The 19,284-nt window shown below is 70.1% G+C and carries 13 protein-coding genes and 3 rRNA genes; all 16 read right to left on the bottom strand.

Annotated elements, in window-relative coordinates:
• Positions 1–16 precede the first annotated feature (16 nt).
• On the bottom strand, positions 17–184 hold the full coding sequence (locus GPA02_RS01305; RefSeq protein WP_204986459.1) for a hypothetical protein: 168 nt from the start codon (positions 182–184) through the stop codon (positions 17–19).
• A gap of 5 nt (positions 185–189) precedes the next feature.
• Positions 190–1,275: an HAD-IIA family hydrolase gene (locus tag GPA02_RS01310; RefSeq protein WP_204986460.1), complete on the bottom strand. Its 1,086-nt coding sequence runs from the start codon at positions 1,273–1,275 to the stop codon at positions 190–192.
• A complete protein-coding gene (locus GPA02_RS01315) occupies positions 1,272–1,910 on the bottom strand; it encodes a hypothetical protein (RefSeq protein ID WP_156198025.1) in 639 nt (212 codons plus the stop codon). The genes GPA02_RS01310 and GPA02_RS01315 overlap by 4 nt, the downstream gene beginning before the upstream one ends.
• Positions 1,911–2,674: 764 nt before the next feature.
• A 5S ribosomal RNA gene (gene rrf, locus GPA02_RS01320) occupies positions 2,675–2,791 on the bottom strand.
• An 84-nt stretch (positions 2,792–2,875) separates the two neighbouring features.
• Positions 2,876–6,000, bottom strand: a 23S ribosomal RNA gene (locus tag GPA02_RS01325).
• Between the two features lie 334 nt (positions 6,001–6,334).
• Positions 6,335–7,861, bottom strand: a 16S ribosomal RNA gene (locus GPA02_RS01330).
• Together the 16S, 23S and 5S rRNA genes form the textbook arrangement of a ribosomal RNA operon.
• A 1,486-nt stretch (positions 7,862–9,347) precedes the next feature.
• Complete coding sequence (gene tyrS / locus GPA02_RS01335; RefSeq protein WP_156198026.1) at positions 9,348–10,613, bottom strand: tyrosine--tRNA ligase; 1,266 nt, start codon at positions 10,611–10,613, stop codon at positions 9,348–9,350.
• A gap of 61 nt (positions 10,614–10,674) precedes the next feature.
• Positions 10,675–11,268 (bottom strand): DNA-3-methyladenine glycosylase, encoded by a 594-nt coding sequence (locus tag GPA02_RS01340; RefSeq protein WP_156198027.1) that lies wholly within the window; start codon positions 11,266–11,268, stop codon positions 10,675–10,677.
• Entirely contained in the window at positions 11,265–11,840 is a 576-nt protein-coding gene (locus tag GPA02_RS01345) for a uridine kinase family protein (protein ID WP_170296818.1), read from the bottom strand. Before GPA02_RS01345 ends, GPA02_RS01340 begins: the two co-directional genes overlap by 4 nt.
• The gene (gene argH, locus GPA02_RS01350; protein ID WP_156198028.1) at positions 11,837–13,270 is read right to left on the bottom strand and encodes an argininosuccinate lyase; all 1,434 of its coding nucleotides are present in this window, start codon (positions 13,268–13,270) and stop codon (positions 11,837–11,839) included. Before argH ends, GPA02_RS01345 begins: the two co-directional genes overlap by 4 nt.
• Positions 13,267–13,800: an arginine repressor gene (locus GPA02_RS01355; RefSeq protein ID WP_156198151.1), complete on the bottom strand. Its 534-nt coding sequence runs from the start codon at positions 13,798–13,800 to the stop codon at positions 13,267–13,269. Before GPA02_RS01355 ends, argH begins: the two co-directional genes overlap by 4 nt.
• Positions 13,797–14,747: an ornithine carbamoyltransferase gene (gene argF / locus GPA02_RS01360; RefSeq protein WP_156198029.1), complete on the bottom strand. Its 951-nt coding sequence runs from the start codon at positions 14,745–14,747 to the stop codon at positions 13,797–13,799. The genes GPA02_RS01355 and argF overlap by 4 nt, the downstream gene beginning before the upstream one ends.
• On the bottom strand, positions 14,744–15,997 hold the full coding sequence (locus tag GPA02_RS01365; RefSeq protein ID WP_420809345.1) for an acetylornithine transaminase: 1,254 nt from the start codon (positions 15,995–15,997) through the stop codon (positions 14,744–14,746). The genes argF and GPA02_RS01365 overlap by 4 nt, the downstream gene beginning before the upstream one ends.
• Positions 15,994–16,944 (bottom strand): acetylglutamate kinase, encoded by a 951-nt coding sequence (argB, locus tag GPA02_RS01370; protein WP_156198030.1) that lies wholly within the window; start codon positions 16,942–16,944, stop codon positions 15,994–15,996. Before argB ends, GPA02_RS01365 begins: the two co-directional genes overlap by 4 nt.
• Positions 16,941–18,104 carry a bifunctional glutamate N-acetyltransferase/amino-acid acetyltransferase ArgJ gene (gene argJ, locus GPA02_RS01375; RefSeq protein ID WP_156198031.1) on the bottom strand — a complete coding sequence of 388 codons (1,164 nt, stop codon included), beginning with the start codon at positions 18,102–18,104 and terminating at the stop codon, positions 16,941–16,943. Before argJ ends, argB begins: the two co-directional genes overlap by 4 nt.
• A gap of 11 nt (positions 18,105–18,115) precedes the next feature.
• The gene (gene argC / locus GPA02_RS01380) at positions 18,116–19,204 is read right to left on the bottom strand and encodes an N-acetyl-gamma-glutamyl-phosphate reductase (protein WP_204986461.1); all 1,089 of its coding nucleotides are present in this window, start codon (positions 19,202–19,204) and stop codon (positions 18,116–18,118) included.
• Positions 19,205–19,284 lie beyond the last annotated feature (80 nt).

The following is a 19,284-nucleotide window of genomic DNA, read 5'->3' on the forward strand; positions in this document are numbered from 1 at the left end:
GCTGTCTCCCCCGCCCCTAGGTGGTCTCGCCCAGCCGTCGCTGCAGCAGCTCGTGCAGGTGCTCGAACGCCGCGACGTGCTCGGTCAGCGGGGCGCCCTCGAGGTTCTCGGCAGCCGTGAGCGCAGCCTCGAGCTCGTCGGGCCGCTCGGGCTGCCGGGTGTCGGTGCTGGTCTCGACGTCCACGTCGCTCACGCTATCGCGCCGACATCCTCCGGGCGGGTGCGCACGCTGATGTCCACACCCGCGTCCGCCAGGGTGGTGGGCAGGCCGGCCTCGTCGCTCGCGGCCCACGCGGCCGCGCACGCGGCGCGCAGCTCGTCGAGGTCGAGCACGACCTCACCCTGCACCCGCCGCTCGCCGTCGCCGGTGCGGAGCACGACGACCGCTTCCCCGGGGGCTCCCTCGACCCAGGCGACGGCGTCCGCGCAGACCCACCGGTCGCCGTCGCGACGCACGGGCGGGTGCGGCACCAGCAGGCCCCGGAGGTCGAGCGCGAGCAGGCTCGGACGCCGCGCCGGCGCGCAGCGGAGCAGCTCCGCGGGGCCGTCGACGCCCGTGAGGACGTGCAGCCCTGGGTACCCGGCCGCGCGGGCGCCCTCGAGGTCGGTGTCGAGCCGGTCGCCGACGACCAGCGGACGCCGGGCACCGGCACGCTGCGCGGCCTGGTGGAAGATCGCGGGCTGCGGCTTGCCGGTGCTGCGCGGGTGCCGCCCGGTGGCGTTGACGAGCGCGGCGACGAGCGAGCCGTTGCCGATGGCGATCCCACGCTCCAGCGGGATGGTGGCGTCGAGGTTGCTCGCGATGTGCTCGGCGCCGCGGTCGATCGCGAGCAGCGCCTCGGAGAGCTGCTGCCAGCCGACGTCGGGCGCGAAGCCCTGCACGACGACCGCCGGGTCGTCGTCGGCGGACTCGACGACCGTCATCCCGACCTCGGTCAGTGCCTCCCGCAGGCCGACGCCGCCGACGACCAGCACCCGGGTGCCTGCCGGGTGCTCGTCGGCGACGAGCCCGGCCGCCGCCTGGGCGGCCGTCGTCACCTCGTGCGGCTCGGTCGGGATGCCGAGCTCGGTGAGGTGGTCGGAGACGGTGGCCGGGGGCCTGCTGGCGTTGTTCGTGACGTACATGACGCCGACGCCGCGCTGCCGCAGCGCCGCGATCGCCTCGGGCGCGTGCGGCACGGCGTGGGCGCCGCGGTACACGACGCCGTCCAGGTCGAGCAGCACCGTGTCGTGCTGGTCGACCAGCGGTTCCGTGCTGCCGGGCTGCTCGGTCACTCCCCCTCCAGGGTGTCCTCGACGGCGACGATGTCGGCGTCGTCGGTGCCGTCGCTCTCGACGGAGGCGTCGGCGGCGGGCTCCTCGCGCGGGGCCGCGCGGCCGAGTCGCACCAGCACCTCGTGCCGCGCCTCCGCGAGCCGCGCGGCGGTGTCGGCGTCCAGGCGTGACTGCTCGGCTCGCTCGAGGACCGACAGGGCGGCCTCCGGCTCGTCGAGGTCCAGCCGCGCGCCGGAGGCGACGATGGCGAGCTCGGCGCGCTCGGAGGCGCTCAGCGTCGCCGGTGCCTCGGCGATGATCGCGAGGGCGCGGTCGGGACGCCCGAGACCGCGCTCGCAGTCGGCCTCGACGGCTCGGTGAGCGTCGACGCCCGAGAGCCGGCGGACGGTCCGCAGCTCGCGCAGCGCCTCGGCGTAGCGGCCGGTGGCGTAGGCGGTGAGCGCGGCGGCCTCGCGCACGACGTCGACACGCCCAGCGCGGCGCACGGCCGCCTGGGCGTGCTCGTAGGCCTGCTCCGGGTCGCCCTCGAGCAGCCGTCCCGCCATGACGAGGTGCTGCGCGACGCGCTCGGCGTTCGGCTTCGACAGGGTGCGCAGCCGGGACCGTGCTGCCCGGTCGAGCTCTGCGGGCTCCACGCCCTCGGGGATCTCCGGCTCCGGGGGCCGGTCGGGACGAGGCGGACGCGGGTGCGCGCCGTCGCGATCGTCCCGTCGCGGCCCGCGATCGCCGTGCCCGAGACCGCCGCCGGCGCGGACGTCACGCGTACGATCGCCACGGGAGCGGTCGTCACCGCGGGGTCCGCGGTCGCCGCCGGGACGCCCACCGCTCGGCCGGTCGTCACGACGGGGACCGCTACGGCGCCCGTCGCTGTCGCTCCCCCGCCGCTCGTCACGATCGCCGGCCCGCGCGGACCCACGGTCGAGTCCCCCGCGGCCCCGGCTGGCACGCTCCCGCTCGGCGCGGCCCTGACCGCGACCGCGCCCACCGGGCTCGTCGTCGCGTTGACGGGCGTCGCGGGAGCGGCCGGTGCCGGCGCCGCGCGAGCGCTCACCGCCACCTGGCGCGTCGCCGCCCTCCCGGTCGCGCCCGCCGCGGGACCGGTCCTCGCGGTCCGGGCTCGGCCGCTGTCCCGAGCGCTGCGACCGTCCACCGGCGGGGCGGCCACGCCCGGCCGCCGGGCGGGAGCTGGGTCCGGGCGCGTCGCCGTCACGGCGGCTCTGCTGCGAGCCGCTGCGGCCGCCGATCTCCTCGTGCGGGGCCGGCGCGCCCGATGCGTCGTGCTGCTCGGGTTCCGACGTCATGTGTGCACTCCTCGTTCGGCGGCGCGGTCGCGCCGGCAAGACAGCCTAGACATACAACAAGGGCCGCCCCGGAACGGGGCGGCCCTTGTCGAAAGGATGTCCGGCGGTGACCTACTCTCCCACGCAGTCTCCCACGCAGTACCATCGGCGCTGAGGGGCTTAGCTTCCGGGTTCGGAATGGATCCGGGCGTTTCCCCCTCGCTATGGCCGCCGTAACTCTATGGAGATGTCAATCGGTGTTCCCGACCGTATCTCGGGAACCGCACAGTGGACGCGTAGCATACATATGAAGTGTGTATGTGGTAAGTCATCGGCATATTAGTACCGGTCAGCTTCACGAGTCTTTCGTCCTCGCTTCCACATCCGGCCTATCAACCCAGTCGTCTACTGGGAGCCTCTCGGGGCAAGCCCCATGGAGATCTCATCTTGAAGCGAGCTTCCCGCTTAGATGCTTTCAGCGGTTATCCCTTCCCAACGTAGCCAACCAGCCGTGCTCTTGGCAGAACAACTGGCACACCAGAGGTTAGTCCGTCCCGGTCCTCTCGTACTAGGGACAGCCCTTCTCAAATCTCCAACGCGCGCAGCGGATAGGGACCGAACTGTCTCACGACGTTCTAAACCCAGCTCGCGTACCGCTTTAATGGGCGAACAGCCCAACCCTTGGGACCAACTCCAGCCCCAGGATGCGACGAGCCGACATCGAGGTGCCAAACCATGCCGTCGATATGGACTCTTGGGCAAGATCAGCCTGTTATCCCCGGGGTACCTTTTATCCGTTGAGCGACGGCGCTTCCACAAGCCACCGTCGGGTCACTAGTTCCGACTTTCGTCCCTGCTTGACTTGTCAGTCTCACAGTCAAGCTCCCTTGTGCACTTACACTCGAAATCTGATTGCCAACCAGATTGAGGGAACCTTTGAGCGCCTCCGTTACATTTTAGGAGGCAACCGCCCCAGTTAAACTACCCACCAGGCAATGTCCCTGATCCGGATTACGGACCGAGGTTAGATGTCCAGAACGACCAGAGTGGTATTTCAACGATGACTCCACAGACACTGGCGTGCCCGCTTCACAGTCTCCCACCTATCCTACACAAGCCGTACCGAACACCAATACCAAGCTATAGTAAAGGTCCCGGGGTCTTTCCGTCCTGCTGCGCGTAACGAGCATCTTTACTCGTAGTGCAATTTCGCCGAGTTCGCGGTTGAGACAGCGGAGAAGTCGTTACGCCATTCGTGCAGGTCGGAACTTACCCGACAAGGAATTTCGCTACCTTAGGATGGTTATAGTTACCACCGCCGTTTACTGGGGCTTAAATTCTGAGCTTCGCCTCTTACGAGGCTGACCCGTCCTCTTAACCTTCCAGCACTGGGCAGGCGTCAGTCCGTATACATCGTCTTGCGACTTCGCACGGACCTGTGTTTTTAGTAAACAGTCGCTTCTCCCTGGTCTCTGCGGCCCTCAAACGCTCCCACAGCAAGTGTGTTCACGCCTCAGGCCCCCCTTCTCCCGAAGTTACGGGGGCATTTTGCCGAGTTCCTTAACCACGATTCTCTCGATCGCCTTGGTATTCTCTACCTGACCACCTGAGTCGGTTTAGGGTACGGGCGGCTAGAACCTCGCGCCGAGGCTTTTCTTGGCAGCATAGGATCACCCAATCATCCAGCATTCGCTGTCACCATCAGTTCTCAGGCTTCATGAGGTGCGGATTTGCCTACACCTCGCCCTACGACCTTGGACGTGCCAAGCCATAAGACACGCTGGGCTACCTTCTTGCGTCACCCCTGTTAATACGCTTACCTACTACCGGTTCGGGTCGCGCGCTCCACTCTCGGTGGTCTCCGAAGAGACCGGTGAGAGCTTCGGGCGCTTAGCATCACCGGATTCGGTATGGGCGGTTCTTCGCCGGTACGGGAATATCAACCCGTTGTCCATCGACTACGCCTGTCGGCCTCGCCTTAGGTCCCGACTTACCCAGGGCGGATTAACCTGGCCCTGGAACCCTTGGTCATTCGGCGGACGGGTTTCTCACCCGTCATTCGCTACTCATGCCTGCATTCTCACTCGTGTGGCGTCCACGGCTGGATCACTCCGCCGCTTCACTCGCCACACGACGCTCCCCTACCCATCCACACGCCTGGATCGCTGGCTCGAGAGCCGGCGACCGAGCAACAGTGTGAATGCCACAACTTCGGCGGTATGCTTGAGCCCCGTTACATTGTCGGCGCAGAATCACTTGACCAGTGAGCTATTACGCACTCTTTCAAGGGTGGCTGCTTCTAAGCCAACCTCCTGGTTGTCTGTGCAACTCCACATCCTTTCCCACTTAGCATACGCTTTGGGGCCTTAGTTGGTGGTCTGGGCTGTTTCCCTCTCGACTACGAAGCTTATCCCCCGCAGTCTCACTGCCACGCTCTCACTTACCGGCATTCGGAGTTTGGTTGACGTCAGTAACCTTGTGGGGCCCATCGGCCATCCAGTAGCTCTACCTCCGGCAAGAAACGCGTGACGCTGCACCTAAATGCATTTCGGGGAGAACCAGCTATCACGGAGTTTGATTGGCCTTTCACCCCTATCCACAGCTCATCCGCCCAGTTTTCAACCTAGGTCGGTTCGGTCCTCCACGCGGTCTTACCCGCGCTTCAACCTGGCCATGGATAGATCACTCCGCTTCGGGTCTAGGGCACGCGACTGTGTCGCCCTGTTCGGACTCGCTTTCGCTACGGCTTCCCCACACGGGTTAACCTCGCCACGTACCGCTAACTCGCAGGCTCATTCTTCAAAAGGCACGCCGTCACCCCTGCTATGGAGGCTCCGACGGATTGTAAGCAATCGGTTTCAGGTACTATTTCACTCCCCTCCCGGGGTACTTTTCACCTTTCCCTCACGGTACTTGTCCGCTATCGGTCATCAGGTAGTATTTAGGCTTACCAAGTGGTCTTGGCAGATTCACACGGGATTTCTCGGGCCCCGTGCTACTTGGGATCCTCATCGAGAGGTCACGCGATTTCGTCTACGGGAGTGGCACCCTCTGTGCTTGGCCTTTCAATGCCATTCGACTATCACGAGACTTTGTAACTCTCTGCATCCGCGGCAGCAGATGCTGATGAGTCCCTCAACCCCACATGCGCAACGCCTGCCGGCTTTGGCACGCACATGGTTTGGCCTGTTCCGCTTTCGCTCGCCACTACTCACGGAATATCTCTTCCTGTGGGTACTGAGATGTTTCACTTCCCCACGTTCCCTCCGCTCGCCCTATGTGTTCAGGCGAGGGTGACTGGAAATGACTCCAGCCGGGTTTCCCCATTCGGAAATCCTCGGATCACGGTCCGCTTGCCGACTCCCCGAGGCTTATCGCAGGCTGCTACGTCCTTCTTCGGCTCCTGATGCCAAGGCATCCACCGATTGCTCTTAATAACTTGACCACAAAAATCAAAGATGCTCGCGTCCACTGTGCAGTTCTCAAGCTACGGGCGGTTCCGTGCGTACCAGCGCCTGCCCCGTCCGGAGCGGTTCGACTGGTCGTGACGGACCGACAGTCCGAGGTTGCCGAGCGTGTGCCCGTTCCCTCAGGACCCAACAGTGTGTCAGGCGATGCTCCCGGCTTCGGCTGTTCCAGACCCCGAAGGGTCGTACTGAGCCGGCGCCGTGGTGCGCCGCCAACTAATCGATGTTCCACCCATGAGCTCCACCGCAGGTCGTTCGCCTGCGTTGTGGGCCTGGACGCTCGAGCGAGCCCGAGCGCCAGATGCTCCTTAGAAAGGAGGTGATCCAGCCGCACCTTCCGGTACGGCTACCTTGTTACGACTTCGTCCCAATCGCCAGTCCCACCTTCGACAGCTCCCTCCCACAAGGGGTTGGGCCACTGGCTTCGGGTGTTACCGACTTTCATGACGTGACGGGCGGTGTGTACAAGGCCCGAGAACGTATTCACCGCAGCGTTGCTGATCTGCGATTACTAGCGACTCCGACTTCATGGGGTCGAGTTGCAGACCCCAATCCGAACTGAGACCGGCTTTTTGGGATTCGCTCCACCTTGCGGTATCGCAGCCCTTTGTACCGGCCATTGTAGCATGCTTGAAGCCCAAGACATAAGGGGCATGATGATTTGACCTCATCCCCACCTTCCTCCGAGTTGACCCCGGCAGTCTCCTATGAGTCCCCGCCATAACGCGCTGGCAACATAGGACGAGGGTTGCGCTCGTTGCGGGACTTAACCCAACATCTCACGACACGAGCTGACGACAACCATGCACCACCTGTATACCGCCCTTGCGGACCCCATGTCTCCATGAGTTTTCGGTATATGTCAAGCCTTGGTAAGGTTCTTCGCGTTGCATCGAATTAATCAGCATGCTCCGCCGCTTGTGCGGGCCCCCGTCAATTCCTTTGAGTTTTAGCCTTGCGGCCGTACTCCCCAGGCGGGGCACTTAATGCGTTTGCTGCGGCACGGAACTCGTGGAACGAGCCCCACACCTAGTGCCCAACGTTTACGGCATGGACTACCAGGGTATCTAATCCTGTTCGCTCCCCATGCTTTCGCTCCTCAGCGTCAGTAGTGGCCCAGAGACCTGCCTTCGCCATCGGTGTTCCTCCTGATATCTGCGCATTCCACCGCTACACCAGGAATTCCAGTCTCCCCTACCACACTCTAGTCTGCCCGTACCCACTGCAGGCCCGAGGTTGAGCCTCGGGATTTCACAGCAGACGCGACAAACCGCCTACGAGCTCTTTACGCCCAATAATTCCGGACAACGCTTGCACCCTACGTATTACCGCGGCTGCTGGCACGTAGTTAGCCGGTGCTTCTTCTGCAGGTACCGTCACTTTCGCTTCTTCCCTGCTGAAAGAGGTTTACAACCCGAAGGCCGTCATCCCTCACGCGGCGTCGCTGCATCAGGCTTGCGCCCATTGTGCAATATTCCCAACTGCTGCCTCCCGTAGGAGTCTGGGCCGTGTCTCAGTCCCAGTGTGGCCGGTCACCCTCTCAGGCCGGCTACCCGTCGTCGCCTTGGTAGGCCGTTACCCCACCAACAAGCTGATAGGCCGCGAGTCCATCCTGGACCGATAAATCTTTCCAGACGCTACAGATGCCTGTGCGTCTCGTATCCGGTATTAGCCTCGGTTTCCCGAGGTTATTCCAGAGTCCAGGGCAGGTTACTCACGTGTTACTCACCCGTTCGCCACTGATCCGCTCAGAGCAAGCTCCGAGCTTCACCGTTCGACTTGCATGTTTTAAGCACGCCGCCAGCGTTCGTCCTGAGCCAGGATCAAACTCTCCGTTGATGTCTTACGAGGCCACCGAGGCGGCTTCGACATTACGAAGCGGCTCCGAGGAGCCGTATCGATCTTGGCAGAACGGAAACTTGGCGTTTCCATTCGTCCAAAAGGAATCCTTCAGGGTCTGACACCGTTCAGCTGATGCTGCGCCGGATGCCATACCCATCGGGGTATTATTTGGCATCGATTTTTGACACACTGTTGAGTTCTCAAGGAGCGGACGCGCACCACCGCCGGCCGCTAGGCCGTTGTCTGGGGCAACCTCTCTACCTTAGATCTTGCTCGCCCGGCTCGTCAACTCGGCGGGATGCGGTCCCGGTCACACCGGGCGCTCCGCCTCGTCCGCTAGCCTGACGGTCAAGCTCTGAGGCTGGATCCTCTGATCCTGGTCGCGCCTCATCGGCGTGATCCTGGACCTTCTGGATCCGATCGCTGCTCCGCTTCGGGGACCGGCCGTGTCCTCGAGATCGAGGCCGTCCGTTCCTCCCCCGTGGGGCGCAACGAGAAGAACATTACGGGGGTCGGGCCGCAGGGTCAAATCGCCCTGCATCTCGGGCGTGTCGCGCCGGGCGCCGCAGTCCAGCCAGCAGCGCCGCAGGCCTCTGACCTGGGCAAATGCCCGATCGGGCCAGGTGGCGTCCTCTCCGGCTTCGGGGCCGTCGGTGCGGCATGGAGGCCGGTGAGCCGCGCAACCCCTGGTGAGACCTGGGTCACTCCCGCACGACGTCTGCCGGTCGTGCCGGTCCCCACCCGCAGCCGGCTCCGTGCCGCGACGGAACAGCACGACGCTCTCCGGTTCTGCGCGACACGCGTTCCGGCTCGGCGTCCATCCGATGCTGCAGTCCTGCGCACGGGTTCGACGAGCCGGCGCCCGCGCCCGCGCCACCGGCCGCAGCCCCGGCCGGCCTCGCTGCTCTCTCGGCGTCGAGCCCGTGCCCTGGCAGGTGCGGGCTGCAGCGGGCGACCTCGACGCCGCGGTGCGAGGCCGACGCTGGTGCAGCACGGGGGTCCGGCGGCACGTAGCGCGGCCGCTCCGGGGCAGGAGCCGTGATCGTCAGGGCGGCGATCGCTACGTACGGCGACGCAGGAGTGCCGGACGGGAGGAGCGAGCGACAGGCGAGCGCGCACCGGGCGGCCCCGCGTACGCGACCGCCGAGGGCAGGACCTGGTGCGCGGGCGCAGGACGACCGAGCGGCAGGGACGGTCTCGCGTACGCCACCAGCCGGGACCAGAGCCGGTGCCCACGAGGCGTCGAGCGACAGGGTGGCCCCACGTGCACCAGCGGTCGAGCGCGCGACGGGCGCGTGACGAACCGCCAGCGACCGAGCCCGAGCCCACACGCTGCCGTCGAGTTCGGACCGTGCCGTCGAGCTCGCACCGTGCACCGTCCGAACTCGGCGCGGCGGCACGAACTCGGCGGGAGGGGGCCCCACGCGCACAGGGACAACACCCACCGGCGACCGTCGTGGACGGCCACCGGCAGGCGCGCGACTCAGCCCTGCGTCGTCGCGACGGCGAGGTTGCGGCGGCCGCGGCGCACGAGGGCGACACCGCCGGCGAGGAGGTCCTCGGCACCGATCACGCGGTCGGGGTCGGTGATCTTCTCGTTGTTGAGGTAGGCGCCGCCGTCGCCGACGGTGCGGCGGGCCTCGCTGCGGCTGCTGGACAGACCGGTGGCGACCAGAGCGTCGACGATCGTCGTCTCGCCGGCGGTCACCCGCCCGCGCGGGACCTCGGCGACCGCGTCGGCCAGCGTGCCCTCGTCGAGCGTGCGGAGGTCACCCCGTCCGAACAGCGCGGCGGAGGCGGCCTCGACGCGCTCGCACGCGTCGGCGCCGTGCACGAGCGTCGTCACCTCGCGGGCGAGGACGCGCTGCGCCTCGCGCGCCTGCGGCCGCTCGGCGACCGCCGCCTCCAGCTCGCCGATCCGCTCGCGGTCGAGGAACGTGAACACCTTGAGGTAGCCCACGACGTCGGCGTCGGCCGTGTTCAGCCAGAACTGGAAGAACGCGTAGGGGCTCATCATGTCCGGCGCGAGCCAGACGGCGCCGCCCTCGGTCTTGCCGAACTTGGTGCCGTCGGCCTTGGTGATGAGCGGCGTCGTCATCGCGTGCACGCGCGCGCCCTCGGCCTTGTGGACGAGGTCGACGCCGGAGAGCAGGTTCCCCCACTGGTCGTTGCCGCCGGTCTGCAGCGTGCAGCCGTACCGCCGGAACAGCTCGCGGAAGTCGTTGCCCTGCAGGATCTGGTAGCTGAACTCGGTGAAAGAGATGCCCTCCTCGGACGCCAGCCGCCGTGCGACGGTCTCCTTGGCGAGCATCGTGCCGAGCCGGTAGTGCTTGCCGATGTCGCGGAGGAAGTCGATCGCCGACAGCTCGGCGGTCCAGTCGAGGTTGTTGACCATCCGGGCTGCGTTGTCGCCCGAGAAGTCGAGGAACCGCTCGATCTGGGCGCGCAGCCGGTCGGTCCAGGCGGCGACGGTCTCCTTGTCGTTGAGCACCCGCTCCCCCGACATGCGGGGGTCGCCGATCATGCCGGTCGCACCACCGACGAGCGCGAGCGGCCGGTGCCCGGCCCTCTGCAGGTGCCGCATGAGCACCAGCTGCACGAGGTGGCCGTGGTGCAGGCTCGGCGCGGTCGGGTCGAAGCCGCAGTAGTACGTGACCGGTCCCGCGGCCAGCGCCTCGGCGAGCGCCTCGGCGTCGGTGGTCTGCGCGATGAGCCCGCGCCAGCGGAGCTCGGACAGGATGTCGGTCACGAGTCGGTCTTCCCTTGCGTCACGGGCGGCAGGCCCGTCGGGCTCCTTGCCCTCGGCGAGCCTAACGAGTCGCGGACACGTGCCGGTCACCGGCGACCCAGAACCGCCACGGCCACGACGCCGCCTCCGCGCCTGCACCGGCGATGCCGACCCGCGGCCCGGTCGCGATCGCGGTGCCCGACGGCGCAGCCTCGATCGTCACGAGCCCGTCGCCACCGGTGCCGACCGCCAGCCCGTCGTGCTCGCGGGTCAGGCCCAGCACGACGGCGAGCCGGGCCGGGCCGCGCGCGAGGTCACGCTCGTGGCGGCACACGCCCGAGGCCAGCCGTCGGCGCCAGGCGACGTCGGCGCCGTCGACCACCTCCGCCGCCCGCAGCAGCACGGCGGACGCCGTGCCCTCGGTGCCGACGACGAGGTTCGCGCAGTGGTGCAGCCCCATGTGCCGGTACACGTACAGGTGCCCGGCCGGCCCGAACATCACCCGGTTGCGGGGCCGCTCGCCCCGGTAGGCGTGCGAGGCCGGGTCGTCGGTGCCCTCGTACGCCTCGACCTCGACGAGCCGGACCGTCACCTGCTCGCCGCCGACCCGCGAGGTCAGGTGCGCGCCGAGCAGCTCGGGTGCCACCTGCAGCGCGCGACGCGTCAGGTCGATCACGACGTCGCCACCAGCCGCCCGGCACCGTCGACGGCGACGTCGGCCCGCGCCCGCGTGCCGACCTCGGCGAACAGCTCGGCCTCCTCGACCATCCAGCGCCGCCAGTGCGGCTCGGCCGCCGCGCCGTCGCGCGCGAGCCCGCGCCGCACCCGCTCCTCGGCATCCGGCTCCTCGACCCAGACGAGCACGCTGACGCAGTCCAGGTGCTCGGTGCGGGCGCTGCCGACGCCCTCGACGACGAGCAGCGCGACCGGCGGCACCGGCACGGTCTCGGCGTAGCGGTCGGCGACCCAGTCGTAGCGGCGGTAGCCCGCCGGGGCGCCGGCGGCGAGGTCGCGCAGCAGCGCCGTCAGCGCCGCGCCGCCCTCGCGCAGCCCCTGCCAGCCCGCGTAGAGGTCGTCCATGTGCACGACCGTGCACCCGGTGCCGCGCTCCCCCGCCGCGTCCTCGAGCGCGGCCGCGAGCGTCGTCTTGCCCGACCCGGCCGGTCCGTCGACGAGCACGACCGTGACGTCGCCGCAGCGCGGGCCGCGCCGGGCGGCGAGGTCCAGCACGGCCTGCGCGGGCGTCATCGCGTCGCGGCGAGCCCCGCGCGCCGCGCCTCGGCCTGCGCGCGCGCCTCGGCCAGCTGCTCGGCCACGCGTGCGGGCGCGGTGCCGCCGACGGCGTCGCGGGAGGCGAGCGACCCGGCGACCGTGAGCACCTCGCGCACCGCGGGCGTCAGGGCCGGGTGGATGGCGGCGAGCTCGTCGTCGCTCAGCTCGTGGAGCTCGATCGGCGGGTCGTGCCGCTCGCACGCCTGCACGCACGCGCCGGCGGCCTCGTGCGCGACCCGGAACGGCACGCCCTGGCGCACCAGCCACTCGGCGACGTCGGTCGCGAGCGAGAACCCCTGCGGCGCCAGCTCGGCCAGCCGGTCGGTGTCGAACCGCAGCGTCGCGACCATGCCGGCCATCGCCGGCAGCACCAGCGAGAGGGTGTCGACGGCGTCGAACACCGGCTCCTTGTCCTCCTGCAGGTCGCGGTTGTAGGCCAGCGGCAGCCCCTTCAGCGTCGCGAGCAGGCCGGCGAGGTCGCCGATCAGGCGACCCGCCTTGCCGCGCGCGAGCTCGGCGACGTCGGGGTTCTTCTTCTGCGGCATGATGCTCGACCCTGTCGAGTAGGCGTCGTCGAGCGTGACGAACGAGAACTCCTTCGTCGCCCAGATCACGACGTCCTCCGCCAGCCGCGACAGGTCGACGCCGATCATCGCCGCCACGAACGCGAACTCGGCGACGACGTCGCGCGCCGCGGTCCCGTCCAGGGAGTTCTGCACCGGGCCGTCGAAGCCCAGCTCGTCCGCGACGGCGGCCGGGTCGAGACCGAGCGAGGAGCCGGCGAGCGCGCCCGACCCGTACGGCGAGCGCGCGGCGCGGACGTCCCAGTCCCGCAGCCGGTCGACGTCGCGCAGCAGCGGCCACGCGTGCGCGAGCAGGGTGTGCGCGAGCAGCACCGGCTGGGCGTGCTGCATGTGGGTGCGGCCCGGCATCGGCGCGTCCGGGTGCGCGGCGGCCTGCTCGCACAGGGCGTCGACGACGTCGAGCACGAGACCGGAGAGCCGGCGCGCCTCCTCGCGCAGGTACATCCGCACGAGGGTGGCGATCTGGTCGTTGCGCGAGCGGCCTGCACGGAGCTTGCCGCCGAGCTCGGGACCGGCGCGCTCGATGAGCCCGCGCTCGAGCGCGGTGTGCACGTCCTCGTCGTCGGGCGCGGGGCCGAAGGCGCCCGAGGCGACGTCGGCGTCGAGCCGGTCGAGCGCGGCGAGCATGCCGTCGAGCTCCTCGTCGCTCAGCAGCCCGGCGCGGTGCAGCACCCGGGCGTGCGCGCGGGATCCCGTGATGTCGTGGCGGGCGAGCCGCCAGTCGAAGTGCGTCGAGACGCTCAGCGCGGCCAGCGCGTCGGCGGGGCCGCCGGCGAACCGGCCGCCCCACAGGCTGACCCGCCCCTGCTCGTTCCCGCTCATGCCTGCTCCCCGTCCTGCCGTCCGTCCTGGTCGCGCTCGCCCTCGGCGAGCGCGAGGAATCGCGCCGCGGTCGCGGCTCCGCCGTCGGGATCGGTCGTGATCACGAGCACGGTGTCGTCGCCCGCGATCGAGCCGAGCACCTGCGGCATCACCGACTCGTCGATCGCCGAGGCGAGGAACTGCGCGGCACCCGGCGGCGTGCGCAGCACGACCATGTTGCCCGACGCCGCCGCGCTCACCAGCAGCTCGGCGCACAGCCGGCCGAGCCGGGCGGCGAGCTGCTCGGCGCCCGGGCTGCTCGCGGGCGCCGTCGTGCCCTCCGCGGGCAGCGCGTACTGGAGCGACCCGTCGGCGGTGCGGACCTTGTGGGCGCGCAGCTCCTCGAGGTCGCGCGACAGCGTCGCCTGCGTGACGGCGACGCCCTCCTGCGCGAGCGCGTCGAGCAGCTCGGCCTGGCTGTGCACCGCGCGGCTGCTGACGACGCGGCGGATGAGTGCGTGCCGCGCCGGCTTGGTCGCGGGCGCGCTCATCGGCGGGTGAGCAGCCACGTGAGGATCGCCTTCTGCGCGTGCAGCCGGTTCTCGGCCTCGTCCCACACGACCGACCGCGGCCCGTCGAGGACCTCGGCGGTGATCTCCTTGCCGCGGTAGGCCGGCAGGCAGTGCAGCACGACCGCCTCGGGTGCGGCGTGCGCGAGCAGGTCGGCGTCGAGCCGGTACGGCAGGAACGGGGTCTCGCGCTCGGCGGCCTGCTCCTCGTGCCCCATCGACACCCAGGTGTCGGTGACGACGGCGGTCACGCCCTGCACGGCCTCCTGGGCGGAACCGGTGATCGTCACACGGCCGCCGGTGCCGGCGGCGATCTCCTCGGCGCGCGCCACGATCCCCGGGGCGGGCCGGTAGCCGTCCGGCGCACCGACGCGGACGTCCATGCCCGCACGCGCGCCCGCGAGCAGGTAGGTGTGGGCCATGTTGTTGGCGCCGTCGCCCACGTAGGCCAGCGAGCGCCCGGCGAGCGCGGGGCCCGACGGCGCGAGCCCGCCGGTGTGCTCGGCGATCGTCAGCAGGTCGGCGAGCCCCTGGCACGGGTGGTAGTCGTCGGTGAGCGCGTTGACGACCGGCACGCCCGCGTGCTCGGCCATCTCCTCGATCCGGCTCTGCTCGTAGGTGCGCCACACGATCGCGGCGACCTGCCGGCCGAGGACGCGGGCGACGTCGGGCACCGACTCGCGCACGCCGATGCGGGCGAGCCCGCCGTCGACGAGCATCGGGTAGCCGCCGAGCTCGCTGATGCCCGCGGTGAAGGACACCTGGGTGCGCAGCGTCGGCTTGTCGAAGATGATCGCGACCGAGCGCGGCCCCGCGAGCGGGCGCTCGGCGAACCGGTCGGCCTTGAGCCGCAGCGCGAGCTCGAGCACCTCGCGCTGCTCGTCGGTGCTCAGGTCGTCGTCGGCGAGGAAGTGGCGGACGGTGCTCATGAGGACCTCACGGAGTCGAGGACGGCGGGCAGGTCGGCGAGGAAGTCCGCGGCCTGCGCCTGGCTGAGGACGTAGGGCGGTGCGAGCCGGATCGCGGTCGGCGCGACCGCGTTGACGACGTAGCCGGCGTCGAGCGCCGCCCGCGCCACGTCGGGGGCCACGGGTGCGGTGAGCTCGATCGCGAGCAGCAGGCCGACGCCCCGGGCGCCCGCCACCAGCGGGTGGTCGAGCGCCTCGACGCCGGTGCGCAGCTGCTCGCCGCGCTCGGTGACCGCGTCCAGCAGGCCGTCGCGCTCGATGACGTGGATCGTGGCCAGGCCCGCGGCGGCGGCCACCGGGTTGCCGCCGAACGTCGTCCCGTGCGTGCCGGGGGTCAGCACGCTCGCGGGCCCCTCGCCGAGGGCGACGAGCGCCCCGACGGGGAAGCCGCCGCCCAGCCCCTTGGCCAGCGCGACGACGTCGGGCACCGCACCGCCGCCGATCTCGGGGTGGTGGTGGGCCATCCAGGCGCCCGTGCGCCCCATGCCGGACTGCACCTCGTCGAGCACGAGCAGCGCACCGTGCTCGCGGGTGAGCTCGCGCGCCCGCACCAGGTAGCCGGGCGGCAGCGGCCGCACGCCGGCCTCGCCCTGCACCGGCTCGACGACCAGGGCCGCGATGCCGACGTCGCCCGCGAACGCCTCCTCGAGCGCGGCGACGTCGCCGAACGGCAGGTGCACGACGTCGACCGGCATCGCCCCGAAGGGCTCCTTGTAGGCGGCCTTGTGCGTGAGGGACAGCGCGCCCAGCGAGCGCCCGTGGAAGCCGCCCTCGAGCGCGAGCAGCCGGGGCCGCTCGGTGCCGCCGTGCTTGCGCGCGAGCTTGACGGCGGCCTCCATCGCCTCGGTGCCCGAGTTGGTGAAGAACACCCGCGACCCCTCGGGCGCGCCGCCGGGCACGACGAGCTGCAGCAGCCGCTCGGCGAGCGCGATCTGCGTCGGCGAGGCGAAGAAGTTCGAGATGTGGCCCAGCGTGTTCAGCTGCGCGCCGATCGCACCGGTGAGCGTCGGGTGGGCGTGGCCGAGCGCGTTGACGGCGATGCCCGCGAGCAGGTCGAGGTAGCGCGTGCCCTCGGAGTCCCACACGTAGCAGCCCTCGCCGCGGACCAGCACCCGCTGCGGCGGCCCGAAGGTGTTCATGAGCGCGCTGCCGTAGCGGCGCTGCCACTCGACCTCGCCGGCCTGCGCGGTGACGCCGAGCACCTCGCTCACGACTCGCTCCCTTCCGGCCCCTCGGGGCTGACCATCGTGCCGATGCCCTCGGCGGTGAAGATCTCCAGCAGCAGCGAGTGCGGACGACGCCCGTCGACGATGTGCGCGCGGTGCACGCCGCCGCGCACCGCGCGCAGGCACGCCTCGACCTTGGGCACCATGCCGGCCTGCAGCGACGGCAGCAGCGCCTCGAGGTCGGACGCGACGATCCGGCGCACGAGCGAGGAGGTGTCGGGCCAGTCGAGGTAGAGCCCCTCGACGTCGGTGAGCACGACGAGCTTGCGGGCGCGCAGCGCGACCGCGATCGCGGCGGCGGCGGTGTCGGCGTTGACGTTGAGGACGTCGCCGGGGTTGTCGACGTCGGGGGCGATCGTCGAGACCACCGGGATGCGGCCGGCGTCGAGGATGCCCTTGAGGATGTGGGCGTTGACGCGCACGACGTCGCCGACCAGGCCGACGTCGACCTCCTCGCCGTCGACGACGGCGGTGCGCCGCCGGGCGCCGAGCAGCCCGGCGTCCTCCCCCGACATCCCGACCGCGAGCGCCTCGTTGACGTTGAGCATGTTGACGAGCTTGCGCTGCACCTGCCCGGTGAGGACCATCCGGACGACGTCCATCGCCTCGGGCGTGGTCACGCGCAGCCCGCCGCGGAACTCGCTGGCGATCTCCAGCCGCTCCAGCATCGCGCTGATCTGCGGTCCGCCGCCGTGCACGACGACGGGCTGCAGGCCGACGTAGCGGAAGAACCGGATGTCCTCGGCGAACGCCCGCTCGAGGTCGGCGTCGACCATCGCGTTGCCGCCGAACTTGATGACGACGACCGCGCCGGCGAAGCGCTCCAGCCAGGGCAGCGCCTGGATGAGCACCTCGGCCTTCTGGTCCGGCAGAAGATCGGTGGCGGGGTCGAAGGTGGTCGCCGGGTCGCTGCCCGGGGGCTGGTCGCTCATGTGGAGTAGGCGCTGTTCTCGTGGACGTAGGCGTGCGTGAGGTCGTTGGTCCAGACGGTGGCGGCGTGGTCGCCGGCGTGCAGGTCGATCAGGATGTGCACCTCTCGTGCGCTCGCGAGGTCGACGGCGTCACGCGGCTCGTGCGCCCCGCCGGCCCGGCAGACCATCACGCCGTTGATCGACACGTCGATCGCGTCGGGCTCGAAGGCGGCGACCGTCTCCGGCACGGTACCGACCTGGGCGAGGATGCGCCCCCAGTTGGGGTCGTTGCCGAAGATCGCGGTCTTGACGAGGTTGGAGCGGGTGACCGCGCGCGCGACGGCGACGGCGGCCTCCTCGCTGTCGGCACCGACCACCTCCACGGCGACGTCGTGAGAGGCGCCCTCGGCGTCGGCGAGGAGCGCCCGGGCCAGCGTCGCGCACACCTCGGTGACGGCGGCGGTGAGCTCGTCGCGGTCGGGCGCGACACCGCTCGCACCGGAGGCGAGCAGCACGACGGTGTCCGACGTCGACATCGCGCCGTCGGAGTCGATCCGGTCGAACGTGGTGCGGGTCGCCGCGCGCAGCGCGGCCTCGGCGTCGGCGGCGTCCACGACGGCGTCGGTCGTCAGCACGACCAGCATCGTCGCGAGCGCGGGCGCGAGCATGCCTGCACCCTTGGCGATGCCGCCCACGGTCCAGCCCTCGCGCTCGGCCGCGGCCTGCTTCGGCACGGTGTCGGTGGTCATGATCGCCTCGGCGGCACGCGGGCCGCCGTCGTCGGAGAGGTCGGCGACCAGCGGGTCGATGCCGGCGAGGAGCCGGTCGATCGGCAGCCGCTCGCCGATGAGCCCGGTCGAGGCGACGAGCACGTCGGCGGCGGAGACGCCGAGCGCGGCCGCGACCGTCTCGGCGGTGCGGTGGGTGTCGAGGAACCCCTCGGGCCCGGTGCACACGTTCGCCCCGCCGGAGTTGAGCACGACGGCGTGCGCCACGCCGTCGGACACCGCCTGCCGCGACCACGTGACCGGGTGGCCGACCACCCGGTTGGACGTGAACACGGCCGCGGCGACGTGCTCGGGCCCGTCGTTGACGACGAGCGCCAGGTCGGGACGGCCCGACGCCTTGAGACCGGCGGTGACGCCGGCGGCGCGGAAGCCCTTCGGGCTGGTGACGGTCACGCGTCCTCCGATCAGGGGGCGACGGCGGTCGTCGGCAGACCGAGCGTCTCGGGCAGGCCCAGCGCCAGGTTCATCGACTGCACCGCGCCGCCCGCGGTGCCCTTGACGAGGTTGTCGATCGCGCAGACCGTGACGACGCGGCCCGCCTTGGCGTCGACGGCGACCTGCACGAGCGCGGTGTTCGCGCCCGTGGTCGCGCCGCTGGTCGGCCACTGCCCCTCCGGCAGCAGCCGCACGAACGGCTCGTCGGCGTAGTACGCCTCCCACGCGGCGCGCACCGAGGCGGCGGAGACGCCGGCGGCCAGCGGCGCCGTCGTCGTCGCGAGGATGCCGCGCGCCATCGGGACGAGCACGGGGGTGAAGGAGATCCGGACCTCGCCCGCGCCGGCGGCGCCGAGGTTCTGCACGATCTCGGGGATGTGCCGGTGGCTGCCGCCGACCGCGTACGGCACCGCGCTGCCCAGGCCCTCGGACGCGAGCAGGTGGGTCTTGGCAGCCTTGCCGGCCCCGGAGTACCCGACCGCGAGCACCGCGACGACGTCGGTGGTGTCGACGAGACCGGTCGCGACCCCGGGCTGCAGCCCGAGCGTGACCGCGGTGACGTTGCACCCGGGGACGGCGACCCGGGTCGTGCCGGGCAGCACCTCGCGCTGGCGGGTCAGCCGGGAGTCGCCCTCGGCCGCGAGGATCAGCTCCGGGAGCCCGTACGTCCAGGTGCCGGCGTGCTCGGAGCCGTAGTACTCGCGCCAGGCTGCGGCGTCGACGAGGCGGTGGTCGGCACCGCAGTCGAGGATCAGCGGGCCGGCACCGGGCGCGCTGAGCGCCTCGAGCTCGGCGGCGACCCTGCCGGAGGCGCCGTGCGGCAGCGCGAGCACGACGACGTCGTGCCCGGCGAGGTTCTGCGCCGTGGTCTCGGCGAACGTGCGGCCGGCGAGCGCCGGGTGCGCCGCGAGGTGCGGGTGCGCGGAGAGGACGGGCTCACCCGCGTTCGAGTGCGCCGTCAGGGCGCCGATCTCGATCTCGGGGTGGTCGAGGAGCAGTCGGAGCACCTCGCCGCCGGCGTAGCCGGAGGCCCCGGCGATCGCAAGACTTGCAGTCACTCGCATAAGTATACATCCGAGCCTCGTTCACCACGCTACGCCATGCGCTGGACTTAGCACTCGATGCACTCGAGTGCTAA

The sequence above is a fragment of the Actinotalea caeni genome, from assembly GCF_009733795.1.
Taxonomy (GTDB): domain Bacteria; phylum Actinomycetota; class Actinomycetes; order Actinomycetales; family Beutenbergiaceae; genus Pseudactinotalea; species Pseudactinotalea caeni.